Annotated in this window: 10 protein-coding genes, 1 tRNA gene and 1 riboswitch; of the genes, 7 read left to right on the top strand and 4 right to left on the bottom strand. The window is 69.3% G+C overall.

Annotated features, from left to right (window positions below):
* Position 1: 1 nt before the first annotated feature.
* Positions 2–73 (bottom strand) — tRNA-Gly (locus tag CHC08_RS10425).
* Positions 74–162: 89 nt separating this feature from the next.
* A complete protein-coding gene (locus CHC08_RS51425) occupies positions 163–2,409 on the bottom strand; it encodes an N-acetylmuramoyl-L-alanine amidase (protein WP_245878243.1) in 2,247 nt (748 codons plus the stop codon).
* Positions 2,410–2,561: 152 nt separating this feature from the next.
* Between CHC08_RS51425 and CHC08_RS10415 the strand changes: the two genes are divergently transcribed.
* The 6 genes from CHC08_RS10415 (at position 2,562) to CHC08_RS10390 (ending at position 10,962) form a co-directional block, all read left to right on the top strand.
* Complete coding sequence (locus CHC08_RS10415) at positions 2,562–2,837, top strand: hypothetical protein (RefSeq protein WP_089206991.1); 276 nt, start codon at positions 2,562–2,564, stop codon at positions 2,835–2,837.
* An 11-nt stretch (positions 2,838–2,848) separates the two neighbouring features.
* Positions 2,849–4,669 (top strand): glutamine--fructose-6-phosphate transaminase (isomerizing), encoded by a 1,821-nt coding sequence (gene glmS / locus CHC08_RS10410; protein WP_089206990.1) that lies wholly within the window; start codon positions 2,849–2,851, stop codon positions 4,667–4,669.
* 238 nt (positions 4,670–4,907) lie between these two features.
* Positions 4,908–5,930: a Bug family tripartite tricarboxylate transporter substrate binding protein gene (locus tag CHC08_RS10405; RefSeq protein WP_179281971.1), complete on the top strand. Its 1,023-nt coding sequence runs from the start codon at positions 4,908–4,910 to the stop codon at positions 5,928–5,930.
* 5 nt (positions 5,931–5,935) lie between these two features.
* Positions 5,936–6,137, top strand: a riboswitch (cobalamin riboswitch).
* 369 nt (positions 6,138–6,506) lie between these two features.
* Positions 6,507–8,741 (top strand): ribonucleoside-diphosphate reductase subunit alpha, encoded by a 2,235-nt coding sequence (locus tag CHC08_RS10400; protein WP_089206988.1) that lies wholly within the window; start codon positions 6,507–6,509, stop codon positions 8,739–8,741.
* A 25-nt stretch (positions 8,742–8,766) separates the two neighbouring features.
* Entirely contained in the window at positions 8,767–9,762 is a 996-nt protein-coding gene (locus tag CHC08_RS10395) for a ribonucleotide-diphosphate reductase subunit beta (RefSeq protein ID WP_089206987.1), read from the top strand.
* A gap of 78 nt (positions 9,763–9,840) precedes the next feature.
* Positions 9,841–10,962, top strand: coding sequence for a mechanosensitive ion channel family protein (locus CHC08_RS10390; protein WP_089206986.1), 1,122 nt, complete (start codon positions 9,841–9,843; stop codon positions 10,960–10,962).
* Between the two features lie 36 nt (positions 10,963–10,998).
* Here CHC08_RS10390 and CHC08_RS10385 read toward each other — a convergent pair whose 3' ends face one another.
* On the bottom strand, positions 10,999–12,066 hold the full coding sequence (locus CHC08_RS10385) for a DUF5685 family protein (protein ID WP_089206985.1): 1,068 nt from the start codon (positions 12,064–12,066) through the stop codon (positions 10,999–11,001).
* Positions 12,067–12,129: 63 nt separating this feature from the next.
* On the opposite strand from CHC08_RS10385, the gene CHC08_RS10380 reads away from it, so the two are divergent.
* Positions 12,130–12,900: an enoyl-CoA hydratase/isomerase family protein gene (locus tag CHC08_RS10380; protein ID WP_245878241.1), complete on the top strand. Its 771-nt coding sequence runs from the start codon at positions 12,130–12,132 to the stop codon at positions 12,898–12,900.
* A 105-nt stretch (positions 12,901–13,005) separates the two neighbouring features.
* On the opposite strand, the gene glgC is transcribed toward CHC08_RS10380, so the two are convergent.
* Entirely contained in the window at positions 13,006–14,232 is a 1,227-nt protein-coding gene (gene glgC / locus CHC08_RS10375; RefSeq protein WP_089206983.1) for a glucose-1-phosphate adenylyltransferase, read from the bottom strand.
* Between the last annotated feature and the right edge of the window lie 22 nt (positions 14,233–14,254).

The raw sequence follows: 14,254 nt of genomic DNA, 5'->3' as shown, positions 1-14,254 counted from the left end.
GAGCGGAAGACGGGATTCGAACCCGCGACCCTCACCTTGGCAAGGTGATGCTCTACCACTGAGCCACTTCCGCGTAACTCCCGGAGACGTGTCCGGGGCACATGGAAACTCTAGCGCCTTCGCCGGGCGGATGTGCGCAACCGAGCGGCTTGCCGAGGATCTTCATTTGGGGAGTACTTGGACGTCGGAGGCTCGGACGAACATGAACCGGTGTCCGAACTGGATCTGGTGGTAGCGGATGTCGCCCCGGATGACGCGGTGGCTCGACGGATCGAAGGTGGCGGTCCTCAGGTAGGCGCCGCGGGTCGTCAGGCCGAGACTGTAGAGCTGCCCGGCCGGTAGCGAGTACTGCAGCGGGGTCAGCGCCTGGGCGGGGACGCCACGGGGATAGGCCGACGCCTCGGGGTAGGCCCTGCCGTACAGCTTGACGGAGCGGAGGCCCGGTTTGGGCGTCACCAGCGGGCCGGACACGGGCACGGAGGTCGGGGCGGCCACCGGGTCGTTGAACCACGCCTTCTGCCCGAGGTACCAGATCGCCGTCCAGTCACCCCTGCGCCCGGCCAACGCGTAGCGCTGGCCGGTGGAGGCACGGGCGGCATGGTCGTAGACGCTGTAGGACGAACCGCCCGTCGGGTGCTTGCCGATGTCCTTGACCAGCGGGGCCTCCAGGGAGGGGCGGGTGTGCAGCCAGACCGAGGTCGCGCCCAGGCGGCGGCACCCGCCGGTGCAGCCGGTGAAGCCGGGGCGGTTGAGGGCGTAGTCCGGCTTGATCAGCACCGAACGCGCGGCGGCGCCCTCCCGGTCGGCGTGGCCGCTCCGCGCTCCTTGGCCGCCCTGAGCTTCTTGGTCTTTTTGAGATCCGCGGGCTTCTTGGGTCTCTTGGGATTTCTGGGTTCCTTGAGTTTCCTGGGCTTCCTGAGTTTGCTGGTCGCCCTGGTCCTCCGGGTCCTTCTGCGGGGTGCCGAGCAGCTTGAAGCTGTCCGCGACCTTCAACGGTTTGCCGAGAAGATCGAAGTAGTGGCTCCAGTTCCAGTACGGGCCCGGGTCCTCGTGCATGCCGCTCACGGTCTCCGGGGTGGTGCCCGGCACGTTGTCATGCCCGATGATGTGCGCGCGGTTCAGGGGCACATCGTATTTTTTCGCGAGATAGCTGACCAGTTTGGCCGAGGCGAGATACATCGCCTCGGTGTACCAGGCGCCGCCCTTGGCGAGGTAGCCCTCGTGCTCCAGGCCGATGGAGCGGGAGTTGACGTACCAGTTTCCCGCGTGCCACCCGATGTCGTTGGCCCGCAGGTGCTGGGCGATGTGGCCGTCGCTGGAGCGCAGGGTGAAATGCCAGCTCAGGTAGCTGGGGTTCTTGGCGAGACGGGTCATGACGTTGTAGCTGGTCTCACCGTCGTGGATGACGATGTAGTCGATCTTTCGAGGCTTGTCGTAGCGGTCGTGGTTGCCGTATCCGCCTCCCGGGAGCTGCTTGTAGGCGGCCGGGATCCACTCGCAGGAGACGGTCGGCGGGCAGTCGGGGGCGGGGGCGGATACGGGAGCCGGCGCGCCGCGGCGCTGGGCGGTCCGGCCGGACGGCGGTCGCCGCGGGGACAGGGCCGGCATCGCGGGCAGGACCACCCGCTCGCCGTCGTCGGTCACGCGCGCCGCACCGGAACGGATCGTCGCGTAGACCTCGTCGGCGAAGGACCTCGCCGCCTCCGTGTCCGCCGCCTCCGTGTCCGCCGCCTCCGCGTCCGACGGGCTCTCGCCCGGCCCGGCCGCGTCGGCGTCGGGGCCCGCGACGGCGCCGGGGCCGCTGTCACCGTCCGTGCCCGTGCCCGCCGCGCCGGGGTACGAGCCGGAGTAGCGGGCCGCCGCGCCGTACCAGTCCGCCGGGTCGGTGCTCGGCTTCCCGCCGACCCGCCGCTGGTAGTCGGCGAGCAGCGCGGCGCCGCCGCGGATGTTGGCGGCCGGGTCCTCCCGCAGCAGGTCGGGAGCGAGCCCGGTCAGCTCCGCCGCGCGGTGCAGGGTGTCCTCCGGCGGAACCGCGGTGGTGTCCGGGATCTTGAGGGGATACGGCCGGGTCTCGTCGCCGCGCGGGTCCTCCCCGCCCTCGTAGTGGTGGTGGCGCGCGGGTTCGATGCCGGCGTCGACCAGGTGCATGGGGCCGTAGCCCGCGGAGACGCTGGGTAGCCCGCCGTTGGTGTCCCATCGGGATTCCAGGTAGGAGACCGCGAGGAGCACGCTTTCCGGCACGCCGTACGTCCGGGCCGCCTGGGCGAAGGCCGCCTGCCTGCCGCCCGGCGCCGCCTCTCCCGGAACGGCGAAGGCGGCCTTCCCGCCGACCGGCGCGGTCGCCCCGGGGGCGGCCGGGATCAACGCGGCGAGGGCGACAAGGACAGCTATCCCCGGCAGACGGCTCATGGTGGTTCCTCCCGACCAAATGACTACCCAGAGTTAAATAACACTACCGAATGTCAACATGGGAGGGGGCTGGAGCCAATAGGGAGGTTTCCTGCCCGAAATCGGGCAGGAAACTTGGTGGATACCCGCGTTGATGCGTAGGGTCCTGCTCTGTGTCCACGACATGGCATCCGCATGAGGATCTGATCGCCCACCTGGCCCGGACGAGCGCGCTCGGTCCCGGAGAGGCGGCGCGGGTCGTCGCGGACGTGCTGGCCTACTTCTCCGAACCTGTGGAGGAGTTCGTCCGGAGGCGTCACGCGGAGCTCAGGACAAAGGGACTGGTCAACGAAGAGATCTTCCCTCGGGTGGCAGTCGAGCTGGCGACTCGCCGTGTCGCGGCACCCGAACTCTCCCTGCGCCAACTGCGCCGGATCGTCTACGGGTAAGGAGTGGCTAGATGTGCGGAATCGTGGCTTATGTAGGGGCGAAGGATGCGGCGCCGATCCTGCTGGAGGGCCTGCAGCGCCTTGAGTACCGCGGCTACGACTCGGCCGGCGTGGTGATCTCCAACAAGGGCCTGAAGATGCGCAAGGTCAAGGGCAGGGTGGCCGACCTGGCGGCCGTCGTGCCCGCGCGGTTCAAGGGCGGGCTGGGCATCGGCCACACCCGCTGGGCCACCCACGGCGCGCCCAGCGACGTCAACGCCCACCCGCATCTGTCCACCGACGAGCGCATCGGGGTCGTGCACAACGGCATCATCGAGAACGCCGACGAGCTGCGTGCCAAGCTTGAGGCCGACGGCGCGATCTTCCTGTCGGAGACCGACACCGAGGTGCTGTCGCACCTGATCGCCCGCACCGTCCAGGACGTCGACTCGCTGGAGGAGGCGGTCCGTACGGCGCTCAAGCGGGTGGTCGGCACCTACGGCATCGCGGTGATCGACGCGCAGCGTCCCGGAGAGGTGGTCGTCGCCCGCAACGGCAGCCCGATCGTGCTGGGCATCGGCGAGAAGGAGATGTTCGCCGCCTCCGACGTGGCCGCGCTGGTCCGTTACACCCGTCAGGTGGTCCACCTGGAGGACGGCGAGATCGCCGTGCTCAGGGCCGACGGGTTCCACACCTTCGCCAGCGACGCGCGGGAGACGGCCAAGCAGCCGCTGACCGTCGACTGGGAGGACGGCCACTACGACACCGGCGGCTACGAGCACTACCTGCTCAAGGAGATCTCCGAGCAGCCCGACACCGTCGCCAGAACGCTGCGCGGGCGTCTCGACGACCGCTTCCACATCGCCCACCTCGGCGGCCTCAACATGGACGCGCGGGAGACCCGTTCGTTCCGCCGCGTGAAGATCATCGGTTGTGGCTCCGCCTACTACTCGGGCCAGATCGGTGCGCAGCTCATCGAGGAGCTGGCGCGGATCCCGGCCGACGCGGAACCGGCCAGCGAGTTCCGCTACCGCAGCCCCGTCGTGGAGGCCGACACCCTCTACGTGGCGATCAGCCAGTCGGGGGAGACCTACGACACCCTCGCCGCCGTCCAGGAGCTCAAGCGCAAGGGCGGGCGGGTGCTCGGCATCGTCAACACCGTCGGCAGCGCGATCGCCCGCGAGTGCGACGGAGGCGTCTACCTGCACGCGGGCCCCGAGGTCTCGGTGGCGAGCACCAAGGCGTTCACCTCGACCGCCGTGGCCTTCGCGCTGCTCGCGCTGCATCTGGGCCGGGTCCGCGACCTGTCCCCGGCCGACGGCCGGCGCGTCTGCGAGGGCCTGCGCAGGCTGCCCGACCAGATCAAGGAGATTCTCACGCTGGAGCCGCAGATCAGGGAGCTGGCGCAGGAGTACGCCACCTCGCCGAGCATGATGTTCGTGGGCCGGGTCCGGGGTTATCCGGTGGCCCGTGAGGGCGCGCAGAAGCTCAAGGAGATCTCCTACGTGCACGCCGAGGCCTACCCGGCCAGCGAGCTCAAGCACGGGCCGCTGGCGCTGATCGGCCCGGACATGCCGACCGTGGCGATCGTCCCCGACGACGAACTGCTGGACAAGAACCTCACCACGCTGGGCGAGATCCGCGCCCGCGGCGGGCGGGTGCTCATGGTCGGGCACCGTACGGCCGACCCCAAGCTGGCCAACGACTGCATCGTGGTGCCCAAGAACGAGACCGAGCTGGACCCGATCCTGTTGTCGATCCCGCTCCAGCTCTTCGCCTACCACGCCGCCGTCGCGCTGGAGCGGGACGTGGACAAGCCTCGCAACCTGGCTAAGAGCGTCACGGTGGAGTGATCCGGGCGTCGGTTTCCCCGGGGTCCTCCGGCCTCCGAGGTCTCCCCGTCGTCCGGCATCCGTCCCGGCCCCGACGGCGGCCCCGGGGCCCGTTTCCGCACCCTCGGCTCCCGGGGTTCCCCGCCGCGCGTTCGCCGCGTCGGGGAACCCCGTCTCGGGCGATGACCCCCAACATGTGACAGAAAGTGACATGAGGGTAACCTGGGGTATAGGGGGATCTTGGGGGGAAGGGGCCCTTATGCGTCGTAGGGGGTTTTTCGCGTTCGCCGCGGGAATCATGGTCGTCGCAGGCTGCGGTTCGACGAGGACCTCCGGCGCGTCCACGGCCAACAGGCTGTCCATCATCGCGCCCATGGCCCACGGGCAGAGCTGGGATCTGGCCGTACGCACGCTGGCCACCGTTCTGGTCGAGGCGAAACTGGCGAGGACCGTCGGGGTGAGCAACCATCCGGGCGGTCTGGACGCCGCCACGATGAACACGTTCTCCGCCGCCCACGGCCCGTTCATGAGCGACGGCCAGCTGCTTCTCACGGGAATGCCGATGGTGGCCGGGGCGGAGATCACGAACGCCGCCGCCGTGGTGGACTCCACGACCCCCCTCGCCCGCCTGATCGGCGACTGGGCGGCCCTGGTCGTCCCCGCGAACTCCAACCTGCGTACCTTCGACGACTTCGTGGCGGTGCTCCGCCGCGATCCGGCCGGGCTGGTGGTGGGAGGTCGGTCCACGGGCGGTTCCGACCACGTGCTCTACGGAATGATCGGCAAGTGCCTCGGGGTGGATGCCCGGCTGCTGGAATACAGCGGCTACCCCGGATGGTCCGAGACGGTCGAGGCGCTTTACGACGGCCGGGTGGCCGCGATCCTGGGATCGGCCCGCTCCTTCAAGAAGGAGATCGCCGCGCACCGCATGAGGCCACTGGTGGTCTCCTCGGGCCAGCGCATCGACGGAATCGACGCACCGACGCTCATGGAGCTGGAAGTCCGGCTGGAGTACAGCGACTGGTGCGGCCTGCTCGGCCCTCGCGACATGCGCCCCGAGGACCGGGACGCGGCCGTCGCCCTGTGTGACCGCCTGGACGCCACGCCGCGCTGGCAGGAGGTGTGCGCGGCCAACGACTGGAACCGGGTGTACCTGAGCGGCGAGGACTTCCGCCAGTGGCTCGTCACCGAGACCGGACGCACCCGCGGGGTGCTCTACGATCTAGGACTCTTAAAGTCTTCGAGCACAAGGTGTAGGGGTGGTTGCGTCAAGCGCCCCTAGATGTAGGATCCTTCCTCGTTGCTGGTTCGCTCCGAGAGGGGCGAGGTAAGAGGGAACCCGGTGAGAATCCGGGGCTGCCCCGCAGCGGTGAACGGGAACGAAAACCGTCATGAGAGCACTGGGCGCACCTTGCCTGGGAAGCGACGGCCAGTAGGCATCGGCACGGCGCCCGTGAGTCCGAAGACCTGCCAGTGACGCATGGAAGAGGGAGCCGAACCGGGCACCGAGGGACGCGTGAAGCGGTCCGAAGTGTGCAAGGTGAGGCGGGACTCGACCATGTCATGAGCGAGGGAGCCGAACCGGGCACCGAGGGACGCGTGAAGCGGTCCGAAGTGTGCAAGGTGAGGCGGGACTCGACCGTGTCATGAGCGAGGGAGCCGAATCGGGCACCGAGGGACGCGTGAAGCGGCCTGGAGTGTGCGCGGTGAGGTGCGACTCGACCATGAAAACTGTCCAGGGCCTCGAGGGAGGGCTCGCGGAATGAGGCGGTCCGGCATGCCCGGAACCGTTCTCAGACGCGTGCGCCCTTCCGGCGAGAGCCAACAGGGGGATTTACGAGCACGCGAGGGGTAACACGTGACACAGACCTTGGTCGACGTCGCCAAGGAGATCGGGAACGACCCGGTCGACCGCCGGTTGGCGATCGATGAGGCCGCCGCCCGGGTGATCACTGATCCGGCCAATTCCAGGATCGCCGCCGGGATGCTGGCCGAGCTGATCGCCGACGAGGCCGCCGGGCACGGAGTCCGGACCTTCTCCGAGTCCATCGCCGCGACCCACGCGGCCGGGCTCATCCAGGACGGGCTGGCCCGGTTCGTGGCCGCCCACGCCGTGGCGCTGGACGCGCTGATCGCGCCGGACGCCGACGAGCGGTTCGAGTACTTCGGACTGCGCACGGTCTACGACCGTTACCTGCTGCGCCACCCGGAGACCCGCAAGGTCCTGGAGCGCCCCCAGCACTTCTTCCTCCGGGTCGCCTGCGGCCTGTCGGAGACCGTCGAGGAGGCCGCCGAGCTGTACGCGCTCATGGCGACCCTGTCCTACCTGCCGAGCTCGCCCACGCTGTTCAACTCCGGCTCGCGCAGGCCCCAGCTCTCCTCCTGCTTCCTGCTCGACTCTCCCCGAGACGACCTGGAGGCCATCTACGAGCGCTACGGGCAGGTCGCGCGCCTGTCCAAGTACGCCGGGGGGATCGGGATCGCCTGGACCCGGGTCCGCTCGCGCGGCTCGCTGATCCGGGGCACCAACGGCCACTCCAACGGCATCGTGCCGTGGCTGCGCACGCTGGACTCCAGCGTCGCCGCGGTCAACCAGGGCGGTCGCCGCAAGGGCGCGGCCTGCGTCTACCTGGAGTCCTGGCACGCCGACGTCGAGGAGTTCCTCGAACTGCGGGACAGCACCGGCGAGGAGTCCCGCCGTACGCACAACCTGAACCTGGCGAACTGGGTCCCCGACGAGTTCATGCGCCGGGTCGAGGCCGACGGCGTCTGGTCGCTGTTCGACCCCAAGGAGGTCCCGCACCTCACCGACCTGTACGGCGCCGCGTTCGAGGAGGCCTACCGGGCCGCCGAGGCCGAGGGCCGGTTCGTCAAGCAGATCCCGGCCCGCTCCCTGTACGGCCGGATGATGCGCACCCTCGCCCAGACGGGCAACGGCTGGATGACCTTCAAGGACGCGGCCAACCGGACCTCCAACCAGACGGCCCGCCCCGAGAACGTCATCCACCTCTCCAACCTCTGCACCGAGATCCTCGAGGTCACCAACGACGCCGAGACCGCCGTCTGCAACCTCGGCTCGATCAACCTCGCCGCCCATCTCCTCGACGAGGGGGTCGACTGGGTACGGCTGCGCGCGACCGTCCGCACCGCCGTACGGTTCCTGGACCGGACCATCGACCTGGGCTTCTACCCGACCCCCGAGGCGAGGACCGCCAACGAGAAGTGGCGCCCGATCGGGCTGGGCGTGATGGGCCTGGCCGACGTGCTGTTCGCGCTGCGGCTGCCGTTCGACTCGCCGCAGGCCCTGGAGCTGTCCACCCGGATCTCCGAGGAGATCGCGCTCGCCGCCTACGGCACGTCCTCCGACCTGGCCGTCGAGCGGGGCCGTCACCCCTCCTACGACGAGACCAGGACCGCCGGCGGCGTGCTCCACCCCGACCACTACGACGCCGCGCGCTCGGCGGAGTGGACGGCGATCAGGGATCGGATCGCGAAGACCGGCCTGCGCAACTCGCTGATGATCGCGATCGCGCCCACCGCCACCATCGCCTCCATCGCGGGCTGCTACGAGTGCATCGAGCCCCAGGTCTCCAACATCTTCAAGCGCGAGACCCTGTCGGGAGAGTTCCTCCAGGTCAACCGCTACCTGGTCCGCGACCTGCAGGCCCGCGGCCTGTGGACCCCGCAGATCCGCGACGCGATCAAGCGCGCCGACGGCTCCGTCCAGGACATCCCCGAGATCCCCGACGACCTCAAGGCGCTCTACCGGACCGCCTGGGAGCTGCCGCAGAAGGCGCTGATCGACCTGGCCGCCGCGCGCACGCCGTACATCGACCAGTCGCAGTCGCTGAACCTCTTCATGGCCACGCCGACCATCGGCAAGCTCTCCTCGATGTACGCCTACGCGTGGAAGGCCGGCCTCAAGACCACCTACTACCTGCGCTCGCGCCCGGCCACCCGGATCGCGCAGGCCACCGTGGCGACGCAGGCAGCGACGCAGGCCGCGACACCGACGGGGACGCAGACGGTGCTCGACCCCGAGGCCGTCGCCTGCTCCCTGGAGAACCCCGAGTACTGCGACGCCTGCCAGTAGGCATTTTTCGAAAGGCTCTTCCCTGATGTTGCTCGACCCTGGAATGGACCTCACGCTGCGGCCCATGCGCTACCCGGAGTTCTACGAGCGCTACCGGGCCGCGATCCGCAACACCTGGACCGTGGAGGAGGTGGACCTCAACTCCGACCTGGCCGACCTGGCCAGGATGGCGCCTGAGGAACGTCACCTGATCAACCGCCTCGTCGCGTTCTTCGCGACCGGCGACTCGATCGTGGCCAACAACCTCGTGCTCAACCTCTACCAGCATGTCAACGCCCCCGAGGCACGCCTGTATCTCAGCAGGCAGCTGTTCGAGGAGGCCGTGCACGTCCAGTTCTACCTGACCCTCCTGGACACCTATCTGCCCGACCACACCGAGCGGGTCCAGGCCTTCTCCGCGGTCGAGCACATCCCCTCGATCCGGGACAAGGCCGAGTTCTGCTTCCGGTGGATCGACTCGCTCGGCGGCCTGACCCGGCTGGAGACGCGGGAGGACCGGCGGGCGTTCCTGCTCAACCTGATCTGCTTCGCCGCGTGCATCGAGGGCCTGTTCTTCTACGGCGCCTTCGCCTACGTCTACTGGTTCCGGTCCAGGGGCCTGCTCAGCGGCCTGGCCACCGGGACCAACTGGGTCTTCCGCGACGAGTCCATGCACATGGAGTTCGCCTTCAGCGTGGTGGAGACCGTGCGGGCGGAGGAGCCGGAGCTGTTCGACGACACGCTCGGCGAGCAGGTCACCCAGATGATCGAGGAGGCGGTGGCGGCCGAGCTCGCCTTCGCGGCCGACCTCTGCGGCGACGGCCTGTTCGGGATGAGCGTGGACCAGATGCGGCAGTATCTGGAGTACGTCGCCGACCAGCGGCTCGTCCGGCTCCGGATGCCCATCCGGTACGGTACGGCCAACCCGTTCGCGTTCATGGAGCTGCAGGACGTGCAGGAGCTGGCCAACTTCTTCGAGCGGCGGGTCTCGGCCTACCAGGTGGCGGTCGAGGGGAGCGTTTCCTTCGACGAGTCCTTCTGATTTCCTGGTGAGACTGATTACCTGGTGAGGCCGGGGGCACCCTGACAGGGGTGATGACGATGGAGGGGGACGCCGTCAGTGTCTAGCTGGATCATCTTGCTCACCTCCGTGCTGGCCGCGGTGGTGGTCGTGGAGCTGGTACGGCGGGCGCTGCGGTGGAGGCTGATCGGCGAGAAGTGGGTTCTCGCCGCCCCGCTCGTGCGCCGCTGCACCTGGCCGGGCTTCACGACGGCGGCCGTGGTGACCGCCTACGCGGTCTACGAACCGGGCATGGCCGATGAGTCGATCAGCCCGCTGATCCAGCGGCTGCTCAGCCTGGCCATGATCGGAGCCGTCGCCTGGCTGGTGATCCAGGCCGCCTTCGCGGTCACCGACGTGGTGCTGGCCCGCCTGGTCGTCATCGAGGGCGAGGGCAACCGGCGGGCCCGCCGGATCCGCACCCAGATCACCCTGGTCCGCCGGGTGGCCTCGGCAGTGATCATCGTGGTGGCGCTGGGCGCGATGCTCTTCACCTTCCCCCAGGTGCGCGCGCTCGGCGCCGGGCTGCTGGCCTCCGCCGGCATCGCCGGAGTGGTCGTCGGTATCGCCGCCCAGTCCACCCTCGGCAACCTGCTCGCCGGGTTGCAGCTGGCCTTCAGCGACGCGCTCCGCCTGGACGACGTGGTCGTGATCCAGGAGCAGTGGGGCCGGATCGAGGAGCTCAGCCTCACCTACGTGGTGGTGCGGCTCTGGGACGAGCGCCGCCTGGTGCTGCCGGTCTCCTACTTCACGTCCAACTCGTTCGAGAACTGGACCCGGCACGGCAGCCGGGTGATCGGCGCGGTGTTCCTCCGGCTCGAATGGTCGGTGCCGGTGGACGAACTGCGCGCCGAGCTCTACAGGGCCCTGCGCGAGCACCCGCTGTGGGACCAGAAGGACTGGACCCTCCAGGTCACCGACACCCTCTCCAACGGGTTGCTGGAACTGCGCGCCCTGATGAGCGCCGCCGACTCTCCCAGCGCCTGGGACCTCAAGTGCGACATGCGCGAGCACATGGTGAAGTTCATCCGGGACAATTACCCCGAGGCGCTGCCCCGGCTCAGGATCGACGGCCCGGAGGACACGGCGGGCACGCTGTCCGGGCTGTTCGCGGGAGGGGTCCGCGAGACGCGGCAGCCGGGTCGCGCCGGCGACGAGAGCGGTGACGGCAGGCCGGCCTGAGGCGACCGCGCTCCGGGCCGGCCACCCGAACCCACCTCAGGGACTGCAGTCGCAGCAGCAACCGTCGCACTTGTCGCAGCACTTGCAGCACTCGCAGCATCCGTCACAGCCATCGCAACCGCTGCAGTCACAGTTGCGCAGGTAGCAGCGCTCACCGCAGGGCCGCCCGTTCTTGCCGCTCCACCGGGGCCGCCACATGCCACAGGTGAGAAGGGTCGCCACCCCGGCCCCCGACTTGCGGACGAACCCCGGCCGCTCGTAGGAGTGCCCGAACGTCCTGCCCACCGCCCGGCGCACCTCGGTGCCGAGCAGCACGTCCACCAGGTGCCGGTCGGCCAAGTCGAGCTCGCGCAGCGCGAGGTCCAGGCCGTGCGCGGCGTCGTCACACAGCCGGCGCGCCTCCTGCCGGGTGGTGCCGGTGGCGGTCAGCGGATTGAAGGCCTCGCGCCCGGCGTCCCCCGCCTGATCCTCCACGGCGTCCAGCAGGTGGGCGATCCGGCCGAAGAACCGGCCCGCCTCGGCCAGAGCTCCGGCGTTGCCGGGCGTGCCGGCGAGTACCGCCGTGTGCGCGAACGCGGCGGCGACCGCCTCCTCGGTGGGGCCGGTCAGCTCCAGCAACGTGACCTCTCGCCTGCCCTCCAGCTCCAGCTGGCGCTCGACGGCAGAGGTCAGCACGGTGGTGTCGAACCCGATCGCCGCACCCATCCGGGCTCCGGCCGTCTCCCATCGCGACGCCAGCCTTCTGCGGACCAGGCCGGTGCCCGGGGCGGAGTCGCCGTCGGCCACGTGGTCGCGCAGCTTGCCCGCGGCGAGGACCAGCGAGACCGTGGCGGCCAGCCGTACCCCCTCCGCTCGCGCGTCCACGACGTCCGCCGATCTGAATCCGCGTAACGCGCAGGGTCCGGCGGTCCTGTGCGGGGAGCCGGACGGGCGCTGCGCCTCGGCCAGCACCGAGATGATCAATCCGTCGTAGTTGGTGGCCAGCCGTGCCCCATGCCCCTGCCCGTCGCGGAGGGTCAGGCACAGTCCGCACAGGTGCGCCATCCATGCCCGGTGCAGTGACGGGCACGAGTGGTCACCGCAGGGTCGGATGATTCCGAACATTCGGCCTCTCAGGCTCGGGGGGTTGCCCGCATGATCGTAGAACGTCCCGGGAGAATCTGTCTTGTGCAGATTCCCGCAGGTTTCGAGCTGTCCATCGACGACCACGTCGCCACGTTGCGAATCAACCGTCCCGAGAAGCGCAACGCGATGAGCGTGGCCATGTGGCGTGCCCTGCCCGGACTGCTCGCACCGCTGGGGATCGATCCCGACGTGCGCGTTCTTGTGCTCACGGGGGCGGAGGGCACCTTCTGCTCGGGGGCCGACATCTCGGAGATCGCCGGGCTCTCCGATGGCGGTGACGACACGGGACTGATCGTCACCGCCGAACGGGCGCTGACCGCGTTCCCCAAGCCGGTGATCGCGATGATCGAGGGCTTCTGCGTGGGCGGCGGCTGCCAGCTCGCCCTCGCCTGCGACCTGCGCTTCGCCGCCGAGGGTGCTCGTTTCGGCATCACCCCGGCCAAGCTCGGCGTCGTCTACCCGCTGAGCTCCACTCGCCGCCTCGTCGACCTCGTCGGCCCGTCCACCGCCAAGTTCCTCCTCTTCTCCGCCGAGCTCGTCGACGCCGGCCGGGCCCTCCGCGCCGGCCTGGTGGACGAGGTCCTGGCGCCCGAGGCGCTGCCTCAGCGCGTGTACGGCTTCGCCCGCACGCTGGCGACACGTTCCCAGCTCACCCTGGTCGCCACCAAGGAGATCGTGGACGGCCGGGCCGACGGGGCGCGCTTCCGCCGATGGCAGGAGGAGTCACGCGAGGAGGTCGCCGAAGGCGTCGCCGCCTTCATGGAACGACGGACCCCGCGCTTCCCCTGGAGCGGGATCATTCCCGAGAGGTGACGACCTCGCGGCGGAATTCGACCGGTGTCCGGGGCCGGGATCCCGGCCCCGGTGAGACGGCGGGCCCGTCGGGGACGGGACCCGGTCGACCGGGTCCCGTCGGGTCTACCGTTCGACGATCTCGTTCTTGCCGATGACCACGATGCCGTTCTGGGTCACCGCGAAGCGGCTGCGGTCGTACTCGAGGTCGAAGCCGATCCGGGCGCCGTCCGGGATGATCACGTTCTTGTCGATGATGGCCTTGCGGACGATGGCGCCGCGGCCCACCTTCACGTTGCCCATCAGCACCGAGTCCTCGACCTGGGAGTGGGAGTGCAGCACCACGCCGGGGGAGAGGATGGAGCGCTCCGCCAGCCCACCGGAGACGATCACGCCCGCGGAGACCAGTGAGTCGATCGCCCTGCCGACCCGGTCGCCGTCGTTGTGCACGAACTTCGCCGGCGGGAGCGGGTCGTGGCCGGTGTAGATCGGCCACTGGTTGTTGTAGAGGTTGAAGACCGGGTGCGCCGAGATGAGGTCCATGTGGGCCTCGTAGTAGGCGTCGAGGGTCCCGACGTCCCGCCAGTAGCCCCGGTCCCGCTCGGTGGAGCCGGGCACGATGTTGTCGGCGAAGTCGTACACCTCCGCGCTGCCCGACTTCACCATCATCGGGATGATGTTGCCGCCGAGGTCGTGCTTGCTGGTGGGGTCGAGCGCGTCTTCCCTGAGCGCGTCGAGCATCGCCTGGGTCCTGAAGACGTAGTTGCCCATCGACGCGTAGACCTGGTCGGGCGCGTCCGGCAGGCCGACCGCGTCCTTGGGCTTCTCGCGGAAGGCCACGATCTTGCGCCCCGCGGGATCGGTCTCGATCACGCCGAACTGGTCGGCCAGCGATATCGGCTGCCGGATCGCGGCCACCGTCACCTCGGCGCCGGAATCGATGTGCTGGCGCACCATCTGCCGGGGGTCCATCCGGTAGATGTGGTCGGCGCCGAACACGATGACGTGATCCGGCATCTCGTCGTAGATCAGGTTCAGGTTCTGGAACAGCGCGTCGGCCGACCCGGAGAACCAGTGCGGTCCGAGCCGCTGCTGGGCGGGGACCGGCGTGACGTAGTTGCCCAGCATCGACGACAGCCGCCAGGTGCGGGAGATGTGCCGGTCGAGGCTGTGGTTCTTGTACTGCGTCAGCACGACGATCTGCAGGTAGTGACCGTTGGCCAGGTTCGACAGCACGAAGTCGACCAGCCGGTAGATTCCCCCGAACGGCACTGCGGGCTTGGCTCGATCAGCCGTCAGAGGCATCAGTCTTTTGCCTTCACCGCCGGCGAGCACGATCGCGAGGACTCTCATGTCTGGACCTTAACCTGATGAA

Source organism: Streptosporangium subroseum, assembly GCF_900188345.1.
Taxonomy (GTDB): Bacteria; Actinomycetota; Actinomycetes; order Streptosporangiales; family Streptosporangiaceae; genus Streptosporangium; species Streptosporangium subroseum.
Note: the sequence above shows the minus strand (reverse complement) of the source record. Positions and strands in the feature narration are given on the sequence as shown.